Annotated in this window: 17 protein-coding genes; 9 read left to right on the top strand and 8 right to left on the bottom strand. The window is 69.7% G+C overall.

What is annotated here, in order from left to right; genetic code table 11:
* Nucleotides 1–326: 326 nt before the first annotated feature.
* The 6 genes from ispG (at nt 327) to map (ending at nt 6,409) form a co-directional block, all read left to right on the top strand.
* Nucleotides 327–1,475 (top strand): flavodoxin-dependent (E)-4-hydroxy-3-methylbut-2-enyl-diphosphate synthase, encoded by a 1,149-nt coding sequence (gene ispG, locus ABTZ89_RS20460; protein WP_270952430.1) that lies wholly within the window; start codon nt 327–329, stop codon nt 1,473–1,475.
* A gap of 192 nt (nt 1,476–1,667) precedes the next feature.
* Nucleotides 1,668–2,504 carry a GNAT family N-acetyltransferase gene (locus tag ABTZ89_RS20455; RefSeq protein ID WP_270952476.1) on the top strand — a complete coding sequence of 279 codons (837 nt, stop codon included), beginning with the start codon at nt 1,668–1,670 and terminating at the stop codon, nt 2,502–2,504.
* 232 nt (nt 2,505–2,736) lie between these two features.
* Nucleotides 2,737–4,524 (top strand): penicillin-binding transpeptidase domain-containing protein, encoded by a 1,788-nt coding sequence (locus tag ABTZ89_RS20450; RefSeq protein ID WP_270952432.1) that lies wholly within the window; start codon nt 2,737–2,739, stop codon nt 4,522–4,524.
* 273 nt (nt 4,525–4,797) lie between these two features.
* Nucleotides 4,798–5,070, top strand: coding sequence for a type II toxin-antitoxin system Phd/YefM family antitoxin (locus tag ABTZ89_RS20445; protein ID WP_270952434.1), 273 nt, complete (start codon nt 4,798–4,800; stop codon nt 5,068–5,070).
* A complete protein-coding gene (locus tag ABTZ89_RS20440; RefSeq protein ID WP_270952435.1) occupies nt 5,067–5,462 on the top strand; it encodes a type II toxin-antitoxin system VapC family toxin in 396 nt (131 codons plus the stop codon). The genes ABTZ89_RS20445 and ABTZ89_RS20440 overlap by 4 nt, the downstream gene beginning before the upstream one ends.
* 89 nt (nt 5,463–5,551) lie before the next feature.
* On the top strand, nt 5,552–6,409 hold the full coding sequence (gene map / locus ABTZ89_RS20435; RefSeq protein WP_270952437.1) for a type I methionyl aminopeptidase: 858 nt from the start codon (nt 5,552–5,554) through the stop codon (nt 6,407–6,409).
* 97 nt (nt 6,410–6,506) lie between these two features.
* Here the strand turns inward: map and ABTZ89_RS20430 are convergent, their stop codons facing one another.
* The 4 genes from ABTZ89_RS20430 to ABTZ89_RS20415 are packed head-to-tail and all read right to left on the bottom strand — an operon-like array spanning nt 6,507 to nt 9,005.
* Nucleotides 6,507–7,154, bottom strand: a complete 648-nt coding sequence (locus tag ABTZ89_RS20430) for a DUF6346 domain-containing protein (RefSeq protein WP_351046932.1) — start codon at nt 7,152–7,154, stop codon at nt 6,507–6,509.
* Nucleotides 7,155–7,163: 9 nt separating this feature from the next.
* A complete protein-coding gene (locus tag ABTZ89_RS20425; protein ID WP_351046929.1) occupies nt 7,164–8,273 on the bottom strand; it encodes a WXG100 family type VII secretion target in 1,110 nt (369 codons plus the stop codon).
* Entirely contained in the window at nt 8,257–8,574 is a 318-nt protein-coding gene (locus ABTZ89_RS20420) for a type VII secretion target (RefSeq protein WP_351046926.1), read from the bottom strand. Before ABTZ89_RS20420 ends, ABTZ89_RS20425 begins: the two co-directional genes overlap by 17 nt.
* Entirely contained in the window at nt 8,571–9,005 is a 435-nt protein-coding gene (locus ABTZ89_RS20415) for a YbaB/EbfC family nucleoid-associated protein (RefSeq protein ID WP_270952442.1), read from the bottom strand. The genes ABTZ89_RS20420 and ABTZ89_RS20415 overlap by 4 nt, the downstream gene beginning before the upstream one ends.
* A gap of 116 nt (nt 9,006–9,121) precedes the next feature.
* On the opposite strand from ABTZ89_RS20415, the gene ABTZ89_RS20410 reads away from it, so the two are divergent.
* On the top strand, nt 9,122–10,642 hold the full coding sequence (locus ABTZ89_RS20410) for a cobyric acid synthase (RefSeq protein WP_351046922.1): 1,521 nt from the start codon (nt 9,122–9,124) through the stop codon (nt 10,640–10,642).
* A 51-nt stretch (nt 10,643–10,693) separates the two neighbouring features.
* Nucleotides 10,694–10,936 carry a type II toxin-antitoxin system Phd/YefM family antitoxin gene (locus tag ABTZ89_RS20405; RefSeq protein WP_270952446.1) on the top strand — a complete coding sequence of 81 codons (243 nt, stop codon included), beginning with the start codon at nt 10,694–10,696 and terminating at the stop codon, nt 10,934–10,936.
* A gap of 180 nt (nt 10,937–11,116) precedes the next feature.
* Here the strand turns inward: ABTZ89_RS20405 and ABTZ89_RS20400 are convergent, their stop codons facing one another.
* The gene (locus tag ABTZ89_RS20400; RefSeq protein ID WP_351046919.1) at nt 11,117–11,824 is read right to left on the bottom strand and encodes a FadR/GntR family transcriptional regulator; all 708 of its coding nucleotides are present in this window, start codon (nt 11,822–11,824) and stop codon (nt 11,117–11,119) included.
* An 88-nt stretch (nt 11,825–11,912) separates the two neighbouring features.
* Between ABTZ89_RS20400 and ABTZ89_RS20395 the strand changes: the two genes are divergently transcribed.
* Nucleotides 11,913–13,175, top strand: a complete 1,263-nt coding sequence (locus ABTZ89_RS20395; protein ID WP_351046916.1) for a CynX/NimT family MFS transporter — start codon at nt 11,913–11,915, stop codon at nt 13,173–13,175.
* A gap of 84 nt (nt 13,176–13,259) precedes the next feature.
* Here the strand turns inward: ABTZ89_RS20395 and gdhA are convergent, their stop codons facing one another.
* The 3 genes from gdhA to ABTZ89_RS20380 form a co-directional block, all read right to left on the bottom strand.
* A complete protein-coding gene (gene gdhA, locus ABTZ89_RS20390) occupies nt 13,260–14,600 on the bottom strand; it encodes an NADP-specific glutamate dehydrogenase (protein WP_270952449.1) in 1,341 nt (446 codons plus the stop codon).
* A 154-nt stretch (nt 14,601–14,754) separates the two neighbouring features.
* Complete coding sequence (locus ABTZ89_RS20385; protein WP_270952450.1) at nt 14,755–16,152, bottom strand: mycothione reductase; 1,398 nt, start codon at nt 16,150–16,152, stop codon at nt 14,755–14,757.
* Nucleotides 16,153–16,166: 14 nt separating this feature from the next.
* On the bottom strand, nt 16,167–17,180 hold the full coding sequence (locus ABTZ89_RS20380; protein WP_351046911.1) for a VanZ family protein: 1,014 nt from the start codon (nt 17,178–17,180) through the stop codon (nt 16,167–16,169).
* Between the last annotated feature and the right edge of the window lie 130 nt (nt 17,181–17,310).

Genomic DNA, 17,310 nt, shown 5'->3' with positions numbered 1-17,310 from the left:
GGGCTGCTATGACGGCCCAAAAGACTCACGGGACCTTTTTCGCGTCCGGGGGGCGATTGGGCCCGGATGGGCGAGCGCGTGCGGCGGGGCAGATGGTCGCTCAGCGGGGGTGATCGAGTTTCGGTCGGAGGCCCCCGGACTTGCGCGAACAGGTGACGAGCGAGGGGTGTCGCTAGGCTGAACGCGGCCTTGCCCGACCGAAACGATCACCCAACGTGATCTGGCGTACCCCCCACGACGTCCAGCCGGATGAAGGCTCGCCGGTATCGTGGTGCGCAGGCGGTGGCAGCCGCCGGAAGAACACCAGAAGAGGTGGAGAGGTTTCGATGACCGTCGATCTGGGCATGCCCGCGGCCCCTGCTCCGGTGCTCGCGGAGCGGCGCAAGACCAGGCAGTTGCAGGTCGGGGCGGTCGGAGTGGGCAGCGAGTCCCCCATCTCCGTGCAGAGCATGACCACGACCGTCACCGCGGACATCAACAGCACGCTGCAGCAGATCGCGGAGCTCACCGCGGCCGGCTGCGACATCGTGCGGGTGGCCTGCCCGAGCGCGGACGACGCCGAGGCGCTGCCCGCGATCGCGCAGAAGTCCAAGATCCCCGTCATCGCCGACATCCACTTCCAGCCGAAGTACGTCTTCGCGGCGATCGAGGCCGGCTGCGCCGCGGTGCGGGTGAACCCGGGCAACATCAAGAAGTTCGACGACAAGGTCAAGGAGATCGCGCAGGCCGCCAAGGACCACGGCACGCCGATCCGGATCGGCGTCAACGCCGGCTCGCTGGACCCGCGGCTGATGCAGAAGCACGGCAAGGCCACCCCGGAGGCGCTGGCCGAGTCGGCGCTGTGGGAGGCGAGCCTGTTCGCCGAGCACGACTTCCACGACCTGAAGATCTCGGTGAAGCACAACGACCCGGTCGTGATGGTGCGCGCCTACGAGATCCTGGCCGAGCAGTGCGACTACCCGCTGCACCTCGGTGTGACCGAGGCCGGTCCGGCGTTCCAGGGCACGATCAAGTCCGCGGTCGCCTTCGGCGCGCTGCTGCGGCAGGGCATCGGCGACACCATCCGGGTCTCGCTGTCCGCGCCGCCGGTGGAGGAGATCAAGGTCGGCGCGCAGATCCTGCAGTCGCTGAACCTGCGCCCGCGCAAGCTGGAGATCGTCTCCTGCCCGTCCTGCGGTCGCGCGCAGGTCGACGTCTACAAGCTCGCCGACGAGGTGACCGCCGGCCTGGAGGGCATGGAGGTCCCGCTGCGCGTCGCGGTGATGGGCTGCGTCGTCAACGGGCCGGGCGAGGCCCGCGAGGCGGACCTGGGCGTGGCGTCGGGCAACGGCAAGGGCCAGATCTTCGTCAAGGGCGAGGTCATCAAGACCGTGCCCGAGCACAAGATCGTCGAGACGCTGATCGAAGAGGCCATGCGCATCGCCGAGGACATGGAGCCCGTCGACGGTGACGCTCCGACCGTCTCGGTCGGTTGAGTTCGCGAGATCGGCCGTCCCCGGTTCGGGGGCGGCCGATCGGCTGCGTCATGAGTGCCGCGCGTCAGGACGACCAGGTGTCGAGCTTTTCCGCCCACCGGGCTAGTCCGAATGGGTGAGCGCGAGATCTACGGGTGTGGTGCCCCGCCGCCAGGGGAGTTGCGCAGCCCGCGTTTCTGGCAGTCTTGGCGGGTGCTCAAGCTCGCCGGTGCACGGCTGTTGGAGGAACGGGACTCGGTGCTGGTCCGTTCCGTGCTGGACTCCGCTCCGGTCGCGGCCTGCATGGTCGCCGCGCGCGTCGAGGAGGCGGGCGTCCACCCGCTGCGCCTCGGCGGTGAGCTCTGGGGTTACGGCAGCAAGCTGACCGGCATGTGCTTCTCGGGCGCGAACCTGATCCCGCTGCGCGGCGGACCGGACGCGATGCGCGCTTTCGCCGACCGGGCGCTGCGCCGCCGCCGGATGTGCTCCTCGCTGGTCGGTCCGTCCGAGCAGGTGCTGGCGCTGTGGGACGAGGTCGCCGCGCAGTGGGGACCGGCGCGGGAGATCCGCGCCGACCAGCCGCTGATGGTGCTGGCGGAGGCGCCGCACGTCGTGCCGGACCCGCTGGTGCGCCAGGTCCGGCTGAACGAGCTGGAGACCTACCTGCCCGCGGCGATCGCGATGTTCACCGAAGAGGTGGGCGTGGACCCGTGCAGCGACGGCGGGGCGGCGAGCTACCGGGCGCGGGTGGCGGACCTGATCAACAGCGGCCGGGCGTTCGCCCGCTTCGAGGACGGCGAAGTCGTGTTCAAGGCCGAGATCGGCGCGCTGTCGCGGACCGTCGGCCAGATCCAGGGCGTCTGGGTGCACCCGGATCGGCGCAGCACCGGGCTGGGCACCGCGGGTACTGCTGCGGTCGCCGACCGCTTGGTGCGCGGCCTCGGTCGGACCGCGAGCCTGTACGTCAACGACTACAACGTCGCCGCGCGGCTGGCCTACGAGAAGGTCGGCTTCCGCCGCATCGGCTCGTTCAGCACGGTCCTGCTCTGACCTGCGGTTTGTCCACTGTGGAGCGGTGAACACGATGGGGTGAAGATCGTGGGATCTTTCACCGCCCCGACCGCCGGAGGCCGTCCCCGGCGACCGTCCGGACATGATCGACATCTGCGCGCCGGACGCCTTTGACCGGCGTCGTTGGTGCCCGATCCGGACCTGATCCCCACCTCGGAGCCCGGTGGAAAAGAGGGTGGACCTTTCAGGGGGTTTCGGCATACTCGCGGACATGGTTTCCACGCGGATCTTCGCCGGGCTCGCCGCTCTGCTGCTGGTGCCGTTGGCGTCCTGCAGCACCGGGCCGTCCGAGGAGGACGTCGCCACGTCCTTCGTGAACGCCGTGGCGGCCGGCGACGCGGCGGGTGCGGCCGACCAGACCGACAACCCCGGGCAGGCGAAGCAGGCGCTCGAGGCGCTGCACCGCAACCTGTCCCCGCAGGCCGCGCACGCGACGGTCCAGGGCGTCGCCGACGATCCGCAGGGCGTGCCGACCGCGAAGTTCGACATGTCCTGGGACTTCGGCGCGGGCAAGGTCTGGGAGTACCCCGGCGAGTTCGGGCTGGTCGAGGGCGAGCAGGGCTGGAAGGTCCGCTGGGCGCCGAGCGCGCTGCACCCGAAGCTCGGGCCGGGCCAGAGCCTGGCGTTCCGCGAGCAGCGCCCCGACCCGGCGCCGGTGCGCGACCGCGACGGCACCGAGGTGATGCGACCGGAGCAGCTGGTCACGGTCAGCCTGACCGCGAAGGACGCCGGGGACGTGCCGAAGGTGGCCGCCTCGCTGGCGAGCGCGCTGAGCACCATCGAACCGGAGATCACCCAGCAAACGATCATGGACGGCGTCGGCAAGACGCCGAAGGACCAGCCGTACGCGGTGGTCACCCTCCGGCAGGGCGACTACGAGAAGGTCAAGTCGCAGATCTACGAGCTGCCCGGGGTGAGCTTCCCGGCGAAGACGCGGCTGGTGGCCAGCGACCGCGGCTACGCCTCGCAGGTGCTGGCGGGGGTGGCCCGCAAGGCCGACGAGCAGGTCGAGGCCAACGCGGGTTGGCGGGTCGTCGCGGTCGACCAGGCGGGCAACGAGGCCGCCGAGCTGCACAGCGTCGCCGAGAAACCGGTCCCGCCGATGACCGTGACCCTCGGCGACCGCACCCAACGGGCCGCCGAGCAGGCGATCGACCAGATCCCGCAGGCGTCGATGCTGGTCGCCGTGCAGCCCTCCAGCGGTGAGGTGCTCGCGGTCGCGCAGAACGCCGCCGCCGACGCGGAAGGGCCGGTGGCGCTGTCCGGGCAGTACCCGCCCGGCTCGACGTTCAAGATGGTCACCGCGACCGCCGGGCTGGAAGCGGGCAAGGTCAACCGCGACACCCCGGTGGACTGCCCCGGCAAGAAGGTCTTCGACGGCCGGGTGCTGCCCAACGACGACGAGTTCGACCTCGGCAGGGTGCCGCTGCACATGGCCTTCGCCAAGTCCTGCAACACCACGTTCGCGCAGCTCGCGGTCGACCTGCCCGCGCAGGCGCTGACCGACACCGCGCACCAGTACGGCCTCGGCGTGGACTTCGACATGCCGGGCGCGACGACCATCACCGGCAAGGTGCCGCCGGGCGACAGCGTGGTGCAGCGCGCGGAGAACGGCATCGGCCAGGGCACGGTGCTGGCCAGCCCGTTCGGCATGGCGCTGGTGACCGCGTCGGTGGCCAACGGCCGGATGCCGGTGCCCACGCTGATCGAGGGCATGCCGACCAAGGCCAGCGACACCCCGCAGCCGCCGTCGCCGCAGGCCCTCGACCAGCTCCGGAGCATGATGCGCGAGGTCGTCACCGAGGGCACCGCGACCGGGCTGGCCAACTCCGGTGAGGTGCGGGGCAAGACCGGGACCGCCCAGTTCGGCGACGGCACCCACTCGCACGGCTGGTTCGTCGGCTACCGCGGCGACCTGGCGTTCGCGGTGCTGGTCACCGACGCGGGCAAGTCCGTCCCAGCGGTCGACGCGGCCAAGCGGTTCCTCGCGGCGAGCTGAGAATCCCGTCTCCGGTGGTCGTTTTGCGTGGCGGTGCGGGTGGCGGAACCTCAGCGCCCGCCTGGACTCCGGGTGCCCGACTTTATGTATGCCAATACACGGCGGTCAGGCCGTCCTCGCCAGGCGAACGCTGAGAACCCGCGGCGGTGCCGGTTGCGAGGGTGGGCTATTCGCCTGGCGGCGAATCAAAGCAAAAGATCAAAAGCAGGTGCTGAGATCGCTTCACGTGTTCGGGTGATCACCGGTGGTGATCGACGTGCTACTTTGTAGCGCATGGAGCGGATCGGCGTGCGCGAACTGCGGCAGAACGCCAGCCGGTACCTGAGACGAGTCGCCGCCGGCGAGTCGATCCTGGTCACCGACCGGGGCCGCACCGTCGCGGTGCTCGCTCCGCCCACTCGTGACCAAGCCCTGTACGACGAGCTCGTCGCGGCCGGGGAGCTGGTGCCCGGCGATGGCGGCGAGCTGCCCGACCCGTTGCCCGCGGCGCCGACCCCGAGCGTCTCCGACCGGCTGCTGCGCAGACGTGAACAGGAGCGGTTTTGATCTACTTCGATTCCTCCGCGCTGATCAAGCTCATCGCCCCCGAACCGGAGAGCAAAGCGCTGAGCCAGTGGGTGCGCGAGCGCTGGGAGCACCCCAGGGTCACCAGCGCGCTGTCCAAGGTCGACGTGCTGCGGACCTTCCGCGAGATCGGCCCGCACGCGGTGGACCTGGCCTCGATCATCATCTCCAAGATCGACCACCTGCCGGTCAAGCAGGACGTGCTGGACGCGGCGAGCGAGCTGCAGGCCGGGGTCGGTCCGGTCGACGCGATCCACCTGGCCTCGGCCTGCAAGATCAAGGACGGCCTGGTGGCCTATCTCTCCTACGACCCGGCCCTGCTGGCCGCGGCGGAGGAAGCGGGACTGGCCACCGCATCACCAGGCGCGAACTGACCGGGCAGCCCCAGCCGCACCGCCGGAGCGGGTGATCCGGCGGTCACCGCCCGGAGTTCGGCGCCAGCAGCGCGGTTAGAGTGGGGGACATGCCGGTTCGAGCTCCGTTGCAGCCAGGCGTGCAGACGCCGCGCCGCCCAGTCCCCGCGCACATCGAGCGTCCCGAGTACGTCGACAAGCCGGCCCCCAAGCGCGGCACCGACCCCGACGTGCAGCCGCCCGAGGTCATCGAAGCGATGCGGGTCGCTGGCAAGCTCGCCGCGCAGGCGCTGGTCGAAGCGGGCAAGGCGGTGCAGCCCGGCGCGACCACCGACCAGGTCGACGCGGTCGTGCACGAGTTCTTCTGCGACCACGGGGTGTACCCGTCGACGCTCGGCTACCGGGGCTTCCCCAAGTCCTCCTGCACCTCGCTCAACGAGGTGATCTGCCACGGCATCCCGGACTCGACGGTCATCGAGGAAGGCGACATCGTCAACGTCGACGTGACCGGCTTCGTCGGCGGCGTGCACGGCGACACCAACGCGACCTTCATGGCGGGCGAGGTCTCCGAAGAGGTGCGCCTGCTGGTCGAGCGCACCCACGAGGCCCTGATGCGCGGCATCAAGGCGGCCAAGCCCGGCCGTCAGCTCAACGTGATCGGCCGCGTCATCGAGTCCTACGCCAAGCGCTTCGGCTACGGCGTGGTCCGCGACTTCACCGGCCACGGCATCGGCCGCTCCTTCCACAGCGGACTGGTGATCCTGCACTACGACGAGCCGTCGGTGCAGACCGTCCTCGAACCGGGCATGACCTTCACCATCGAGCCGATGATCACCCTCGGCACCCACGAGTACGACATGTGGGACGACGGCTGGACGGTCACCACCAAGGACAAGAGCTGGACGGCCCAGTTCGAGCACACGATCCTGATCACCGAAGACGGCAACGAGATCTTGACGCTGCCCTGATCGTCGGGGGAGGAGCGCTCGTCCTCCTCGGCTTGAACCGGAACTGCCCGGGTGGGCCACCGAACGGTGGCGCACCCGGGCAGTTCCAGCTGGTCCGCTAGCGGCTGGACCGGCGTTCTTCCTTCGCCTTGCGGCGGGCTTCCTTGATCGCGGCGTACCGCTGCCGCGACGCCTGGCGGGCTTCGCGCTCCGCCAGTTCCTTCCGCTTCTTCGCGGCTCGTTCTTCCGGGGTGCCGTGGATCTTCTCCCAGAACTTGCGCTGCTCGGCCTGGGAGAAGCTCCACATGACGGATGTGGCCAACATCCAGAGCGCGGGCGGCAGCAGGACGATGAACGAAACGACGGAGATCGTCGTGGTGAAACCGGTGGAGTAGCCCTCCGCCGGGGTGTACGTCCGCTTCTCCGTGTTGATGTTGCTGCGGCCGCCGCCGTAACCCCAGGTCAGCCGCTTCTCCTTGCCGATGTCATCGGGTGAGAAGAAGTTCATGTCCAGGGTCTGGGTCCAGGTGTTCCCCGTCTTGTCGTCCCGGATCGTGGCCGTGCAGCTCCAGTTGTGCCCGAAGCCGCGGCGCGTGATCGGCCCGGTGTCCTCGCAGGACTGCACGTAGGCCGTGCCGTTCGGGCGGTCGTGCTTCTCCGGGAACGAGAAGACGATCGTCAACCACGACAGGACGATGATGGCCACGACGACGAATCCGCCGAGCATCTTCGCCAGCCGGATGGCGATGTTGTCCGACTTCCACACTCCGACCGCCTACTTCTGTTCCTCTTGGTTCTCCGCGGCGAGGTCCTTGCCGTCGTCCAGCGCGGCCGCACCCTTGGCCACCTCGTAGGTGGTCTTCGCGCGACCGCCGTCCGGGCCCATGTCGATGGTCGGCTTCTGCAGGAGGTCGCCCTGCGCCCACGGCTTGTACTCGGCGCCGCCCGCCTTGAAACCTGCCCAGGCGTCTTTGAGCCGACCGGTCGTCGAGCCCTGCAGGCCCTCCCCGAGCTCCTTCACGCCTTGACCGGTGACGGCCTTCTGGGCGTTGGGGTTGACGACGCTGGCGCTCGGCGCGTTGGCGAGGCCGCTGAAGAAGTCGTCGACCTTCGTCTTGAGCGACTGCCCGGCGGAGCCGAGCTTGTTCAGGACGTTGGACAGGTTCTTCAGGACGTCGGCGAGCTTGTCCATCCAGCCCTTGATCTTGCCCGCCCAGGTGATCGCGGTCTGGACGGCTTCGGCGATCATCCCGCCAGCGGCGATGCCCGCGGTGGCCACGGCCGCGGCACCCCACTTGAGGACGATGGAGATGATCTCGCCGATGGCCCCGGCGATGAGGTCGCGGACGATTCCGCGCACGGCCCCGACCACGACCCCCGCGCCGTCCACGGCGGCCTTCATGCCGTTGCAGGCCTCACCGAGCGCGTCGATGGTCTTGGCGGTGTCCTCGCCGAGGGTGCGGTAGGCGTCTCCGGCCTTGCCCTCCCACGCAGTGGTGCCCGCCGCGGATTGGCCGTACTCCTTGCCGGTTTCCTTGAGTTCCTTGCCGATGTTCTCCCAGGTGCTCGCCATGCCGCTGATGGCATCCGGGTTGCCCATCAGCGCGTCGAACGGCTCCCGCAGGAATGAGACGTTCTCCATCAGCCAGCCGACACCCCAGCTGGCCAGGGTGGCGAGCGGATCCGCGGCGAGGCCCACCGCATCGACGCCGACGCCGAGGGCGTTCAGACCTGCGGAGTCCCAGTCGCCGTTCTGGATCGACTGGACGGTGCCGATGACGTTCTCGACGCCGCCGGCACCGCTGGCGGGGTTGGCGGTCCCCTTCGCCTCGGATTCCTCCGAGGATTCGTCGGCCGTTACGACGAGATCACTTTCCGAACTCAACGGTCACCCCCTTGATGAAGTCGCTGTTCTCCTGGTCGGTCCGCTCGTACTCGGCTGCGGTCTCGTCCAGCGCGGTTTTGATCGCTTCCAGCGCTTTTCCGCCGGTCTCGATGGCGGATTTGGTGATTTCGCCCTGGGCGGTGCACTGCATCGCCAGGAATTGGCCGAAGATGCCGAAGGCGTTGCTGTCCATCGTCGTTTGAGCTGCGCCGTGCGCTGCGTTCACGCGGTCGGCGAAGCCCTGGACCTGGTTGCTGTGCTCCTTGATCACCGGCACGTCGGCCTTGAAGCCGTCGCTCATCGCAGGAAGCTCCCGCCGTTGTCGTAGTCGTCGTCCTCGTCGGGTTGGGCCGGGCGCTTCGGAGCCTCGTCCGGGTCGGTCCCGTCGCCGGTGTAACCGTGCGGGAGGCTGCTCTTGACGAAGTCCAGCGCCGTGCCGTCACCGACGAACTGCTGCATGACCTCGACCATCTGGCCCGCTGCCTGGCGCTGGGCCTGGCGGACGCATTCCATGATCGTCGCCGCGACCTGGTCGGGCTTGGGGTGCGGGAAGTCGCGGCTGAACTCGATGTCCTCCAGCGCACCGCTGCTGTTGACCCGGACCGTGATCTGGCCGTCGCGGGACGTCGTGGTGGCGCCGAGTTGCGACAGTTCCGACTTCGCGCGGTCGGTGTCCTCCTTGAGCTGCTGCAGCTTGGTGTTGTACTGGGTCAGCCAATCGTCTGGATGCATCGTTCCCCTACTCGACGTGCCCGGGCGTTGCGGGAAGGGTAGAGGAGTGCTTCCGGAATTATGCGACTTCGCGGACATTTGCGCGGGCAATTGGGGCGATCAGGTAGGAAATACTCGTGAATGCGTTGTTGGTGGCTGGGACCACTTCTGATGCCGGGAAGAGCGTTGTCACCGCTGGGATTTGCCGGTGGTTGGCCCGGAGCGGGGCTCGGGTTGCTCCGTTCAAGGCGCAGAACATGTCCAACAACTCCGTCGTCACCGCTGATGGCGGCGAGATCGGGCGGGCTCAGGCCGTGCAGGCCGCGGCGTGCGGGCTCGAGCCCTCCGTGCGGTTCAACCCCGTGCTGCTCAAGCCGGGTAGCGATCGCAGTTCGCAGGTCGTCGTGCTCGGGCGGGTTTCCGGTGAGGTGACCGCGATGTCGTACCGGGCTCGCAAGGCCGCGCTGCTGGACACCGTCGTGTCCACATTGGAGGAACTGCGGGCCGAGTTCGACCACGTCATCTGCGAGGGGGCCGGTTCGCCCGCCGAGATCAACCTGCGGGCCAACGACATCGCGAACATGGGGCTGGCGCAGGCCGCTGGATTGCCGGCGCTGGTGGTCGGCGACATCGACCGGGGTGGCGTGTTCGCGCAGCTCTTCGGCACTCTCGCGCTGCTGGACGCGGCCGATCAGGCGCTGATCGGCGGGTTCCTGATCAACAAGTTCCGGGGGGATCCGGCGCTGCTGGAACCCGGGCTGGACCAGCTGCGGGCGTTGACCGGACGTCCGGTGCACGGTGTGCTGCCGTGGGCCGAGGACCTGTGGCTGGACGCCGAGGACTCGCTGTCCTACGCCGCGGACGGGGTGGTCGGACGGCCTGCTCCTCCGCGCGGTGAGCAGTGGTTGCGGGTCGCGGTCCCGCGGTTGCCGCGGATCTCCAACGCCACGGACGTCGAAGCGCTGGCCGCCGAGCCGGGAGTTTCGGTCCGGTTCGTCACCGAGCCCTCCCGGCTGGCCGACGCGGACCTGGTGGTGCTGCCCGGATCCAAGTCCACCGTCGCCGATCTGGCCTGGCTGCGCAGCAGCGGACTGGCCGACGCGATCCTCGCGCACGCCCGCGCGGGGCTGCCGGTGGCCGGGATCTGCGGCGGCTTCCAGATGCTGACCCGGCGCATCCACGACGAGGTCGAATCGGGCTCCGGCGCGGTCGACGGACTCGGGCTGCTGGACGTGGAGATCGAGTTCGAGACCCGGAAAACGCTGGCGAGGCCCAGCGGGAACGCGTTCGGCGAACCTGTTTCGGGCTACGAGATCCACCACGGCGCACCTCGCCGCCGCGGCGACCTCGAGCCGCTGGTCACCACGTCGGACGGGCAGCCGGAGGGCGGGATCGCCGAATCCGTGCTCGGCACGCACTGGCACGGGCTGTTCGAGAACGACGCCTTCCGGCGCGCGTTCCTGCGCTGGGCGGCGCGGCGCGCTGGGCGGGACGGCTTCGAACCGGCCGACGACACGGTGTTCGCCGACATCCGCGCCGGACAGCTCGACCTGCTCGGCGACCTGGTGGAGAAGCACCTGGACACCGATGCCCTGCGCCGGTTGCTGGACGGGGGAGTGCCCGCCGGGCTGCCGACGGTGCGCCACGGTCTGAACTGACACCGCGGCGGATCCGGGCCTTTCCGGTGTGACGCGGGTAACGTCGTCGGCATGGCTGCCGAGTTCAGCGTTGACGAAGCCCGCGAGCGGTTGGTCGAGCTCCTGGACCGCGCCGAGTCCGGGGAGGAAATCGTGATCACCCGGTTCGGCGCGCCGTCGGTCCAGCTGGTGCCGGCGCAAGGCCGATCAGGTGGCGGCTTCGCCGCCGGCGTGATCGCAGCTTCCTGGGTCGTGCCCGCCGGTGCGGAGGCCTTCGACGTCGGGACCGACTACTGGCCGGACCCCTCGGCCTGAATGCCTGTTGGTGGTCGTCTTGCTCGGGTGGTCGCTTAGCGGAACCTGAGTGCTTCCCTGGACTGCGGGTGCCCTCCTGATGTATGCCCAATACAAGGCGGAGGGGCCGTCCTCGCCAGGAAACCACTCAGAACCCGCCAGTGGTTGCTTTGCTGGGGTGGCCCAAGCGGCTGCCGCCGCTTACTCAGGCGCGGACGGCTTCGCCGACAGATTCTCTGGGCTCATCTGGGCGAGCAGCTCGTCCAGGAAGCCGCCCGCTTCTTCCGCTGCTCGCCGCGGGTCGCCGTCGCGCACCGCGGTGAGCAGTGCCGTGTGCGAGACGTGCTGCTCCGGCGGGATCTCCGGGTTGAAGGTGGTCGCCACGCTGGAGGTCACCGCCTCGTGGATCCCGGCGTAGAGCGAGATCAGCACCGGGTTGTGCGAGGCCGCGACCAGGCGCCGGTGGAACTCGGCGTCGGTGGTGATGACCGCTGCGCTGTCCCGGTGCTGCACGGCGGCGTCCCGCTGGCTGAGGCAGTCCGACATCTCCCGCAGGTCGTCCTCGGTGCGCGCCCGGGCGGCCAGCCGCGCGCCCTCGACCTCCAGCGCTCGCCGCACCTCCAGGACCTGCTGCAGCTCGGGTCCGCACAGCTTGCGGACGGCGCCGGAGATCTCGTTGGTCGCGCGCACGAACGTGCCATCGCCCTGCCGGACCTCGAGCAACCCCGCGTGGGAGAGCGCGCGCACCGCTTCGCGGACGGTGTTGCGCCCGACGCCGAGGGCTGCCACCAGCTCGGCCTCCGGCGGGATCTTCTCGCCCAGCGGCCATTCCCCGGACGTCACGAGTTCGCGGATCTGGGCGATGACCTGATCGACCAGCCCGGTCCGCTTGGCGGTGACCAAAGGCACTGACAGGTCCTTTCGTTCAAACATCCTACGTTTGACATACTAGTCCGTGATGTCCACCGAGTCACGAACCCAGCCTGCCCCCGACCACGTGGCTGATCAGGATGCCACCCGACGCCCCGCCGACGTGCACCCGGACGCGCTCACGCGCGAGAACGACGGTGCCGCGGAAACGGTCGAACCGAACCGGCACCTCGCGGTGGCCGGCGGCGGCCTGCTGCTCGCCGGTGTGGCCCTCGCGGCGGCGAACATGCGCCCCGCGGTCACGAGCCTGGCGTCGGTGCTCGGTGAGGTGCGGGACTCGCTCGGCGCGTCCAGCACCTGGGCGAGCATCGTGACGTCCGTGCCCACGCTGTGCTTCGGCGTGGCGGGCATCGGTGCTCCGCTGCTGGCGCGGCGGATGGGCATCAACAAGGTCGTCGGCCTCTCGCTGGCCGTGCTGACCGCCGCGATGCTGCTGCGGACCGTCGGCGGCACGTGGACCGTGCTCGGCGGGACCGTGCTGGTGTGCGCGGCGATCGCGATGTGCAACGTGCTGATCCCGGTGGTGGTCAAGGAGTCGTTCCCGACCCGCGTCGGGATGGCGACCGCGCTCTACACGACGGCGATGGCCGCCGGCGGCTCGACCGGATCTGCGCTGACGCCGTACCTGAACTCGGCCACCGGCAGCTGGCGGCTCGCGCTGGCGACCTGGGCGGTGGTGGCGCTGGCCGCGCTGTGCGTGTGGGTTCCGGCGACCGCGCGCCGCTCGTCGGGGCGCCAGGTGACGGCGTCGTCCGGGCCGCGGCGCTCGCTGATGCGCAGCCCGCTGGCGTGGGTGATCACCGGGTACTTCGCGCTGCAGTCGCTGGTCGCCTACGTCGTGATGGGCTGGCTGCCCGAGGTGTTCAAGGGCGTCGGGATCGACGGCACCACCGCGGGCATGCTGCTCGGCCTGTTGCTGCTGGTCGGCGTGCCGATCAACATGATCCTGCCGCCGCTGGTGACCAAGACGCGCAGCCAGTCCGGCTGGGCGATCGGGCTGGCGGCGCTGACCATCACCGGCCTGCTCGGGCTGCTGCTCGCGCCGCTGACCATGCCGGTGGTGTGGGCGCTGCTGATCGGCATCGGCATGAGCGCGTTCCCGCTGGCGCTGGTGCTCATCTCGCTGCGCGCGGCCAACGCCGCCGACACCGGCTCGCTGTCGGCGATGTCGCAGAGCATCGGCTACCTGATCGCGTCGTTCGGGCCGTTCCTGTTCGGCGTCCTGCACGACGTGACCGGCGCGTGGTCGGCCTCGCTGACGGTCCTGGTGGCGATCGTCGCGATCCAGTCGGTCTTCGGAGTCATCGCGGGCCGCCCCCGCCACGTCTGACCCCCGAACCCCGAAGGGCCCCTCCTACCAGTGGCAGGAGGGGCCCTTCGGGGTTCGAACTGGCTCGTCAGAAAGGCAATGGCGTCAGATCAAGCCGAGGCGGAGCATGGCGTCTGCGACGTTGGTGAAGCCGTTGATGTTGGCTCCGGCGACGTAGTTGCCGGGCATGCCGTACTCCTCCGCCGTGGCGTAGCAGCGGGCGTGGACGTCCTTCATGATCTGCTCGAGGCGCTGCTCGGTGAACTCGAAGCTCCAGCTCGCGCGGGACGCGTTCTGCTGCATCTCCAGCGCCGAGGTCGCCACGCCACCAGCGTTCGCCGCCTTGCCGGGGCCGAAGGCGACGCCCGCCTCCTGGAAGCTGCGCACCGCGTCCGGGGTGGTCGGCATGTTCGCGCCCTCGCCGACCGCGACGCAGCCGTTGGCGATCAGGGTCGCGGCGTCGTCGGCGTCGAGCTCGTTCTGGGTGGCCGAGGGCATCGCGACCTGGCAGGGAACCTCCCAGACGCTGCGGTCGGCGACGAACTTCGCGCCCGGCCGCCGCTCCACGTAGGCGCTGATCCGGGTCCGCTCGACCTCCTTGAGCTGCTTGACCAGCTCGACGTCGATGCCGTTCTCGTCGTGCACGTAACCGGAGGAGTCCGAGCAGGCGACCACGGTGCCGCCGAGCTGGTGGACCTTCTCCATCGTGTAGATCGCGACGTTGCCGGAGCCGGAGACCACGACCTGCTTGCCCTCGAAGGACTCGCCGCGCGCCGCCAGCATCTCCTGCACGAAGAAGGCGCAGCCGTAGCCGGTCGCCTCGGTGCGGACGCGGGCGCCGCCGAAGGACAGGTGCTTGCCGGTCAGCACGCCGGACTCGTAGCGGTTGGTGATCCGCTTGTACTGGCCGAACAGGTAGCCGACCTCGCGGCCGCCGACGCCGATGTCACCGGCCGGCACGTCGGTGTACTCGCCGATGTGCCGGTGCAGCTCGGTCATGAAGCTCTGGCAGAACCGCATGATCTCGCGGTCCGAGCGGCCCTTGGGGTCGAAGTCGGCGCCGCCCTTGCCGCCGCCGATGGGCAGCCCGGTGAGGGCGTTCTTGAAGATCTGCTCGAAGCCGAGGAACTTCACGATGCCCTGGTACACCGACGGGTGGAAGCGCAGGCCGCCCTTGTACGGTCCGAGCGCGCTGTTGAACTCGACCCGGAAGCCGCGGTTGATGTGCACCTCGCCGCTGTCGTCCTCCCACGGCACCCGGAAGGTGATCTGGCGCTCCGGCTCGCAGATCCGCTCGATGATCTTCTGCTCGGCGTACTCGGGGTGCTTGTCGATAACCGGTCCGATGCTCTCCAGCACCTCGCGGACGGCCTGGTGGAACTCGGTTTCGCCGCGGTTGCGCTGGACCACGTTGTCGTAGACCGGCTCGAGACGTTCGTGAAGCACGGGGGTACTCCTTCGTTCGGCGCCACAGGATCGAGTTGCACCCCCAGGGCCAGAGCACAACTTTCGCTACAGCACACTCCCGCTTCTGGAACGGATCAAGATGATGCCGGACACACCACGCGGGTGGCGGAATCCGCGCGGTGCGTCCGGATGATCAGTTCAGCGGCAGGTTGAGCAGCGCGTTCTCCACCAGTTCGGGCATGCCCGGGTGGATCCAGTACTGGCCGCGGGCCATGCGGCGGGCGTCCAGCCCGAACTCCATCGCCTGGATCAGCGGCTGGATCAGCGTCGGCGCCTGCGGGCCGATGATGTGCGCGCCGAGCAGCTGCCCGGTGTTCGGGTCGGCGAGCAGCTTGGCGAAGCCGGTGGTGTCCTCCATCGCCCAGCCGTAGGCGATGCCCGCGTAGTCCTGGGTGGAGGTCACGTACTCGACGCCGCGCTCCTGCGCCTGCTGCTCGGTCAGGCCGACCGAGGCGATCTGCGGCGAGGAGAACACCGCGTGCGGGACGAACCGGTGGTCGGACTCGATCGGTTCCGCCGGGTGCAGCAGGTTGTGCTGCACGACGCGCATCTCGTGGTTGGCGACGTGCTTGAGCTCGTAGTCGGAGCTGATGTCGCCCAGCGCCCACACGCCGTCGACCGAGGTCCGCTGGGTCGCGTCGACCTTGATCTTGCCGCCGTCGGTGAGCTCCAGACCGCCGCCGGCGGCGTCGAGCAGGTCGGTGTTGGGCACCCGGCCGACCGCGATCAGCAGTGCTTCGGCCTCGACCGCTTCGGCGCCGTCCGGGCCCTCCAGGTGCAGGCGGACCAGTTCGCCGTCCTGCTCGACGGAGATCTCCTTGCGGTGGAGCCGCAGGTCCCAGCTCCGGTCGGCGATCTCGGTGAACCGGGCCGAGACGTCGGTGTCCTCGCTGCGCAGCACCCGGCCGGAGCGGCCGATCATGGTGACCTCGACGCCGAGCGCGGAGAACACGTGCGCGAACTCGGCGCCGATGAACCCGGTGCCCATGATGATCATCCGGCGGGGCAGCCGGTCGAGCCGCATCACGGTGTCGCTGGTGTGGAAGTCGACCTGGTCGAGGCCGGGGATCTCCGGGATCGCCGGGCGCCCGCCGGCGGCCACCACGAACCGGTCCGCGGTGATCGTCTCCGGACCGCCCGCGGTCTGCACGGTCAGCTGCTTGACGCCGGTGAACCGGGCCTGGCCCTGGTACAGGGTGACGTTCTCGTTCTCCTCGGCGCGGTAGCGGCGACCGCCCGCGGAGATCGGGTCGATCCGGCCGAAGATCCGGTCCCGGATCTCGGCCCAGCGCACGCCCTGCAGCTCCAGGTCGACGCCGAGCTTCCTGCCGCTGCCGGGGGCGCCGGCGATGTCCGCGGTGTGCACGAACATCTTCGTCGGGATGCAGCCGACGTTCAGGCAGGTGCCGCCGTAGGCGTCGTTGGGGCCGATGCCCTTCTCGACGATGGCGACGTCCCAGTCGGCGAACCGGTCGTCGAGGATCGAGTTGCCGGAACCGGAACCGATGATCACTAGGTCGTAATGCCGCACTGGTCCATCCTGCCTCAGGTCGAGCGGGCCGCGGTCGGGGCGCGCTGGCTTCGTCTGGCGTCGATCACTTGCAACCCGGCCACCAGGCCGGTGATTCCGCGATGATCTCGGGTGACCGTCACACCGCACGCGTGCGCCGTGCACCACAGCATCCCCAGCACTGCATCCGGTGCACCGAGCACGACCGTGCACGTGCCTTGAGCTGCGGCGAGTCCGCCGATGCCGAGCGCCCAGCGCAGCAGCGCGGCGGCCTTCGGCCGGGTGGGCGCGCGGGCGCGCAGGCAGACCGCGTGCTGGCCGAGCGAACTGCCGCCGAGCAGCATCGGGATCAGCAGCACCACGGCGGGCGCGAACCACAGCGCCGACGCTTCCCACCAGGCGCCGGGGGAGGTGCCGGTCAGCCAGAGCACGAGCTCGGCGCCGCGAGCGCAGGCGACGCCCAGCCACCAGAGCAGGAGCAGGTCGCAGGCCATGCCCAGCAGCCGGCGCGGTGCGGTCACCAGGCGCGGTGTCGCTGGTCGATCGCGGGCGGCGGTGGGCACGCGGCGCAGCAGCGGTGCGAGCAGACCGCCGAGCGCTGCACCGGTGGTGTTGGCGATGATGTCGTCGACGTCGAACACCCGGTACGGGCACGGGTGCAGGAACCACATCCCGGTGAGCTGGGTCAGCTCGACGAACACCGAGACGGCGGCTCCGACCAGCGCAGCCGCGGCCGGTCCGCGGCGCAGCAGCGCACCGAGCGGGACGAACAGCGCGATGTTGCAGGCGAACTGCTCCACCATCAGCACGCTGCGGAAACTCGCGAAGGGCTGCCACTGCGGCTCGAAGCAGATCTGGTCGTCGGCGAAGGGCAGCAACACGTAGCTGGCCAGACCGACCGCGTAGAGCAGGGCGGCGAAGCGCAGCAGCGCGACGCCCGCGCGGAGCTCGCCGTGCCGCCGGTGCTCGGCGGCGACGAACGGCGCGAACGCCATCGCCGCCAGGCCGGTGGCGGCCAGCACGGCGAACGACGCGGGCAGCACGCTCATCCCGATCTCCTGACGTCCGAAGAACCCCCTGTAATAAAGAGGAGCGAGGGGCCGTTTCAGATACATCTCGATCGAGTGATCGTCGAACGTGAAAGAGCCGTGCCCGCCCGGAATCCAGGGCGGACACGGC

This window comes from Saccharopolyspora sp. NPDC002686, assembly GCF_040295745.1.
Classification (GTDB): Bacteria; Actinomycetota; Actinomycetes; order Mycobacteriales; family Pseudonocardiaceae; genus Saccharopolyspora; species Saccharopolyspora oryzae.
The sequence above is the reverse complement of the archived record's forward strand: the minus strand, read 5'-3'. Positions and strand labels throughout refer to the sequence as shown.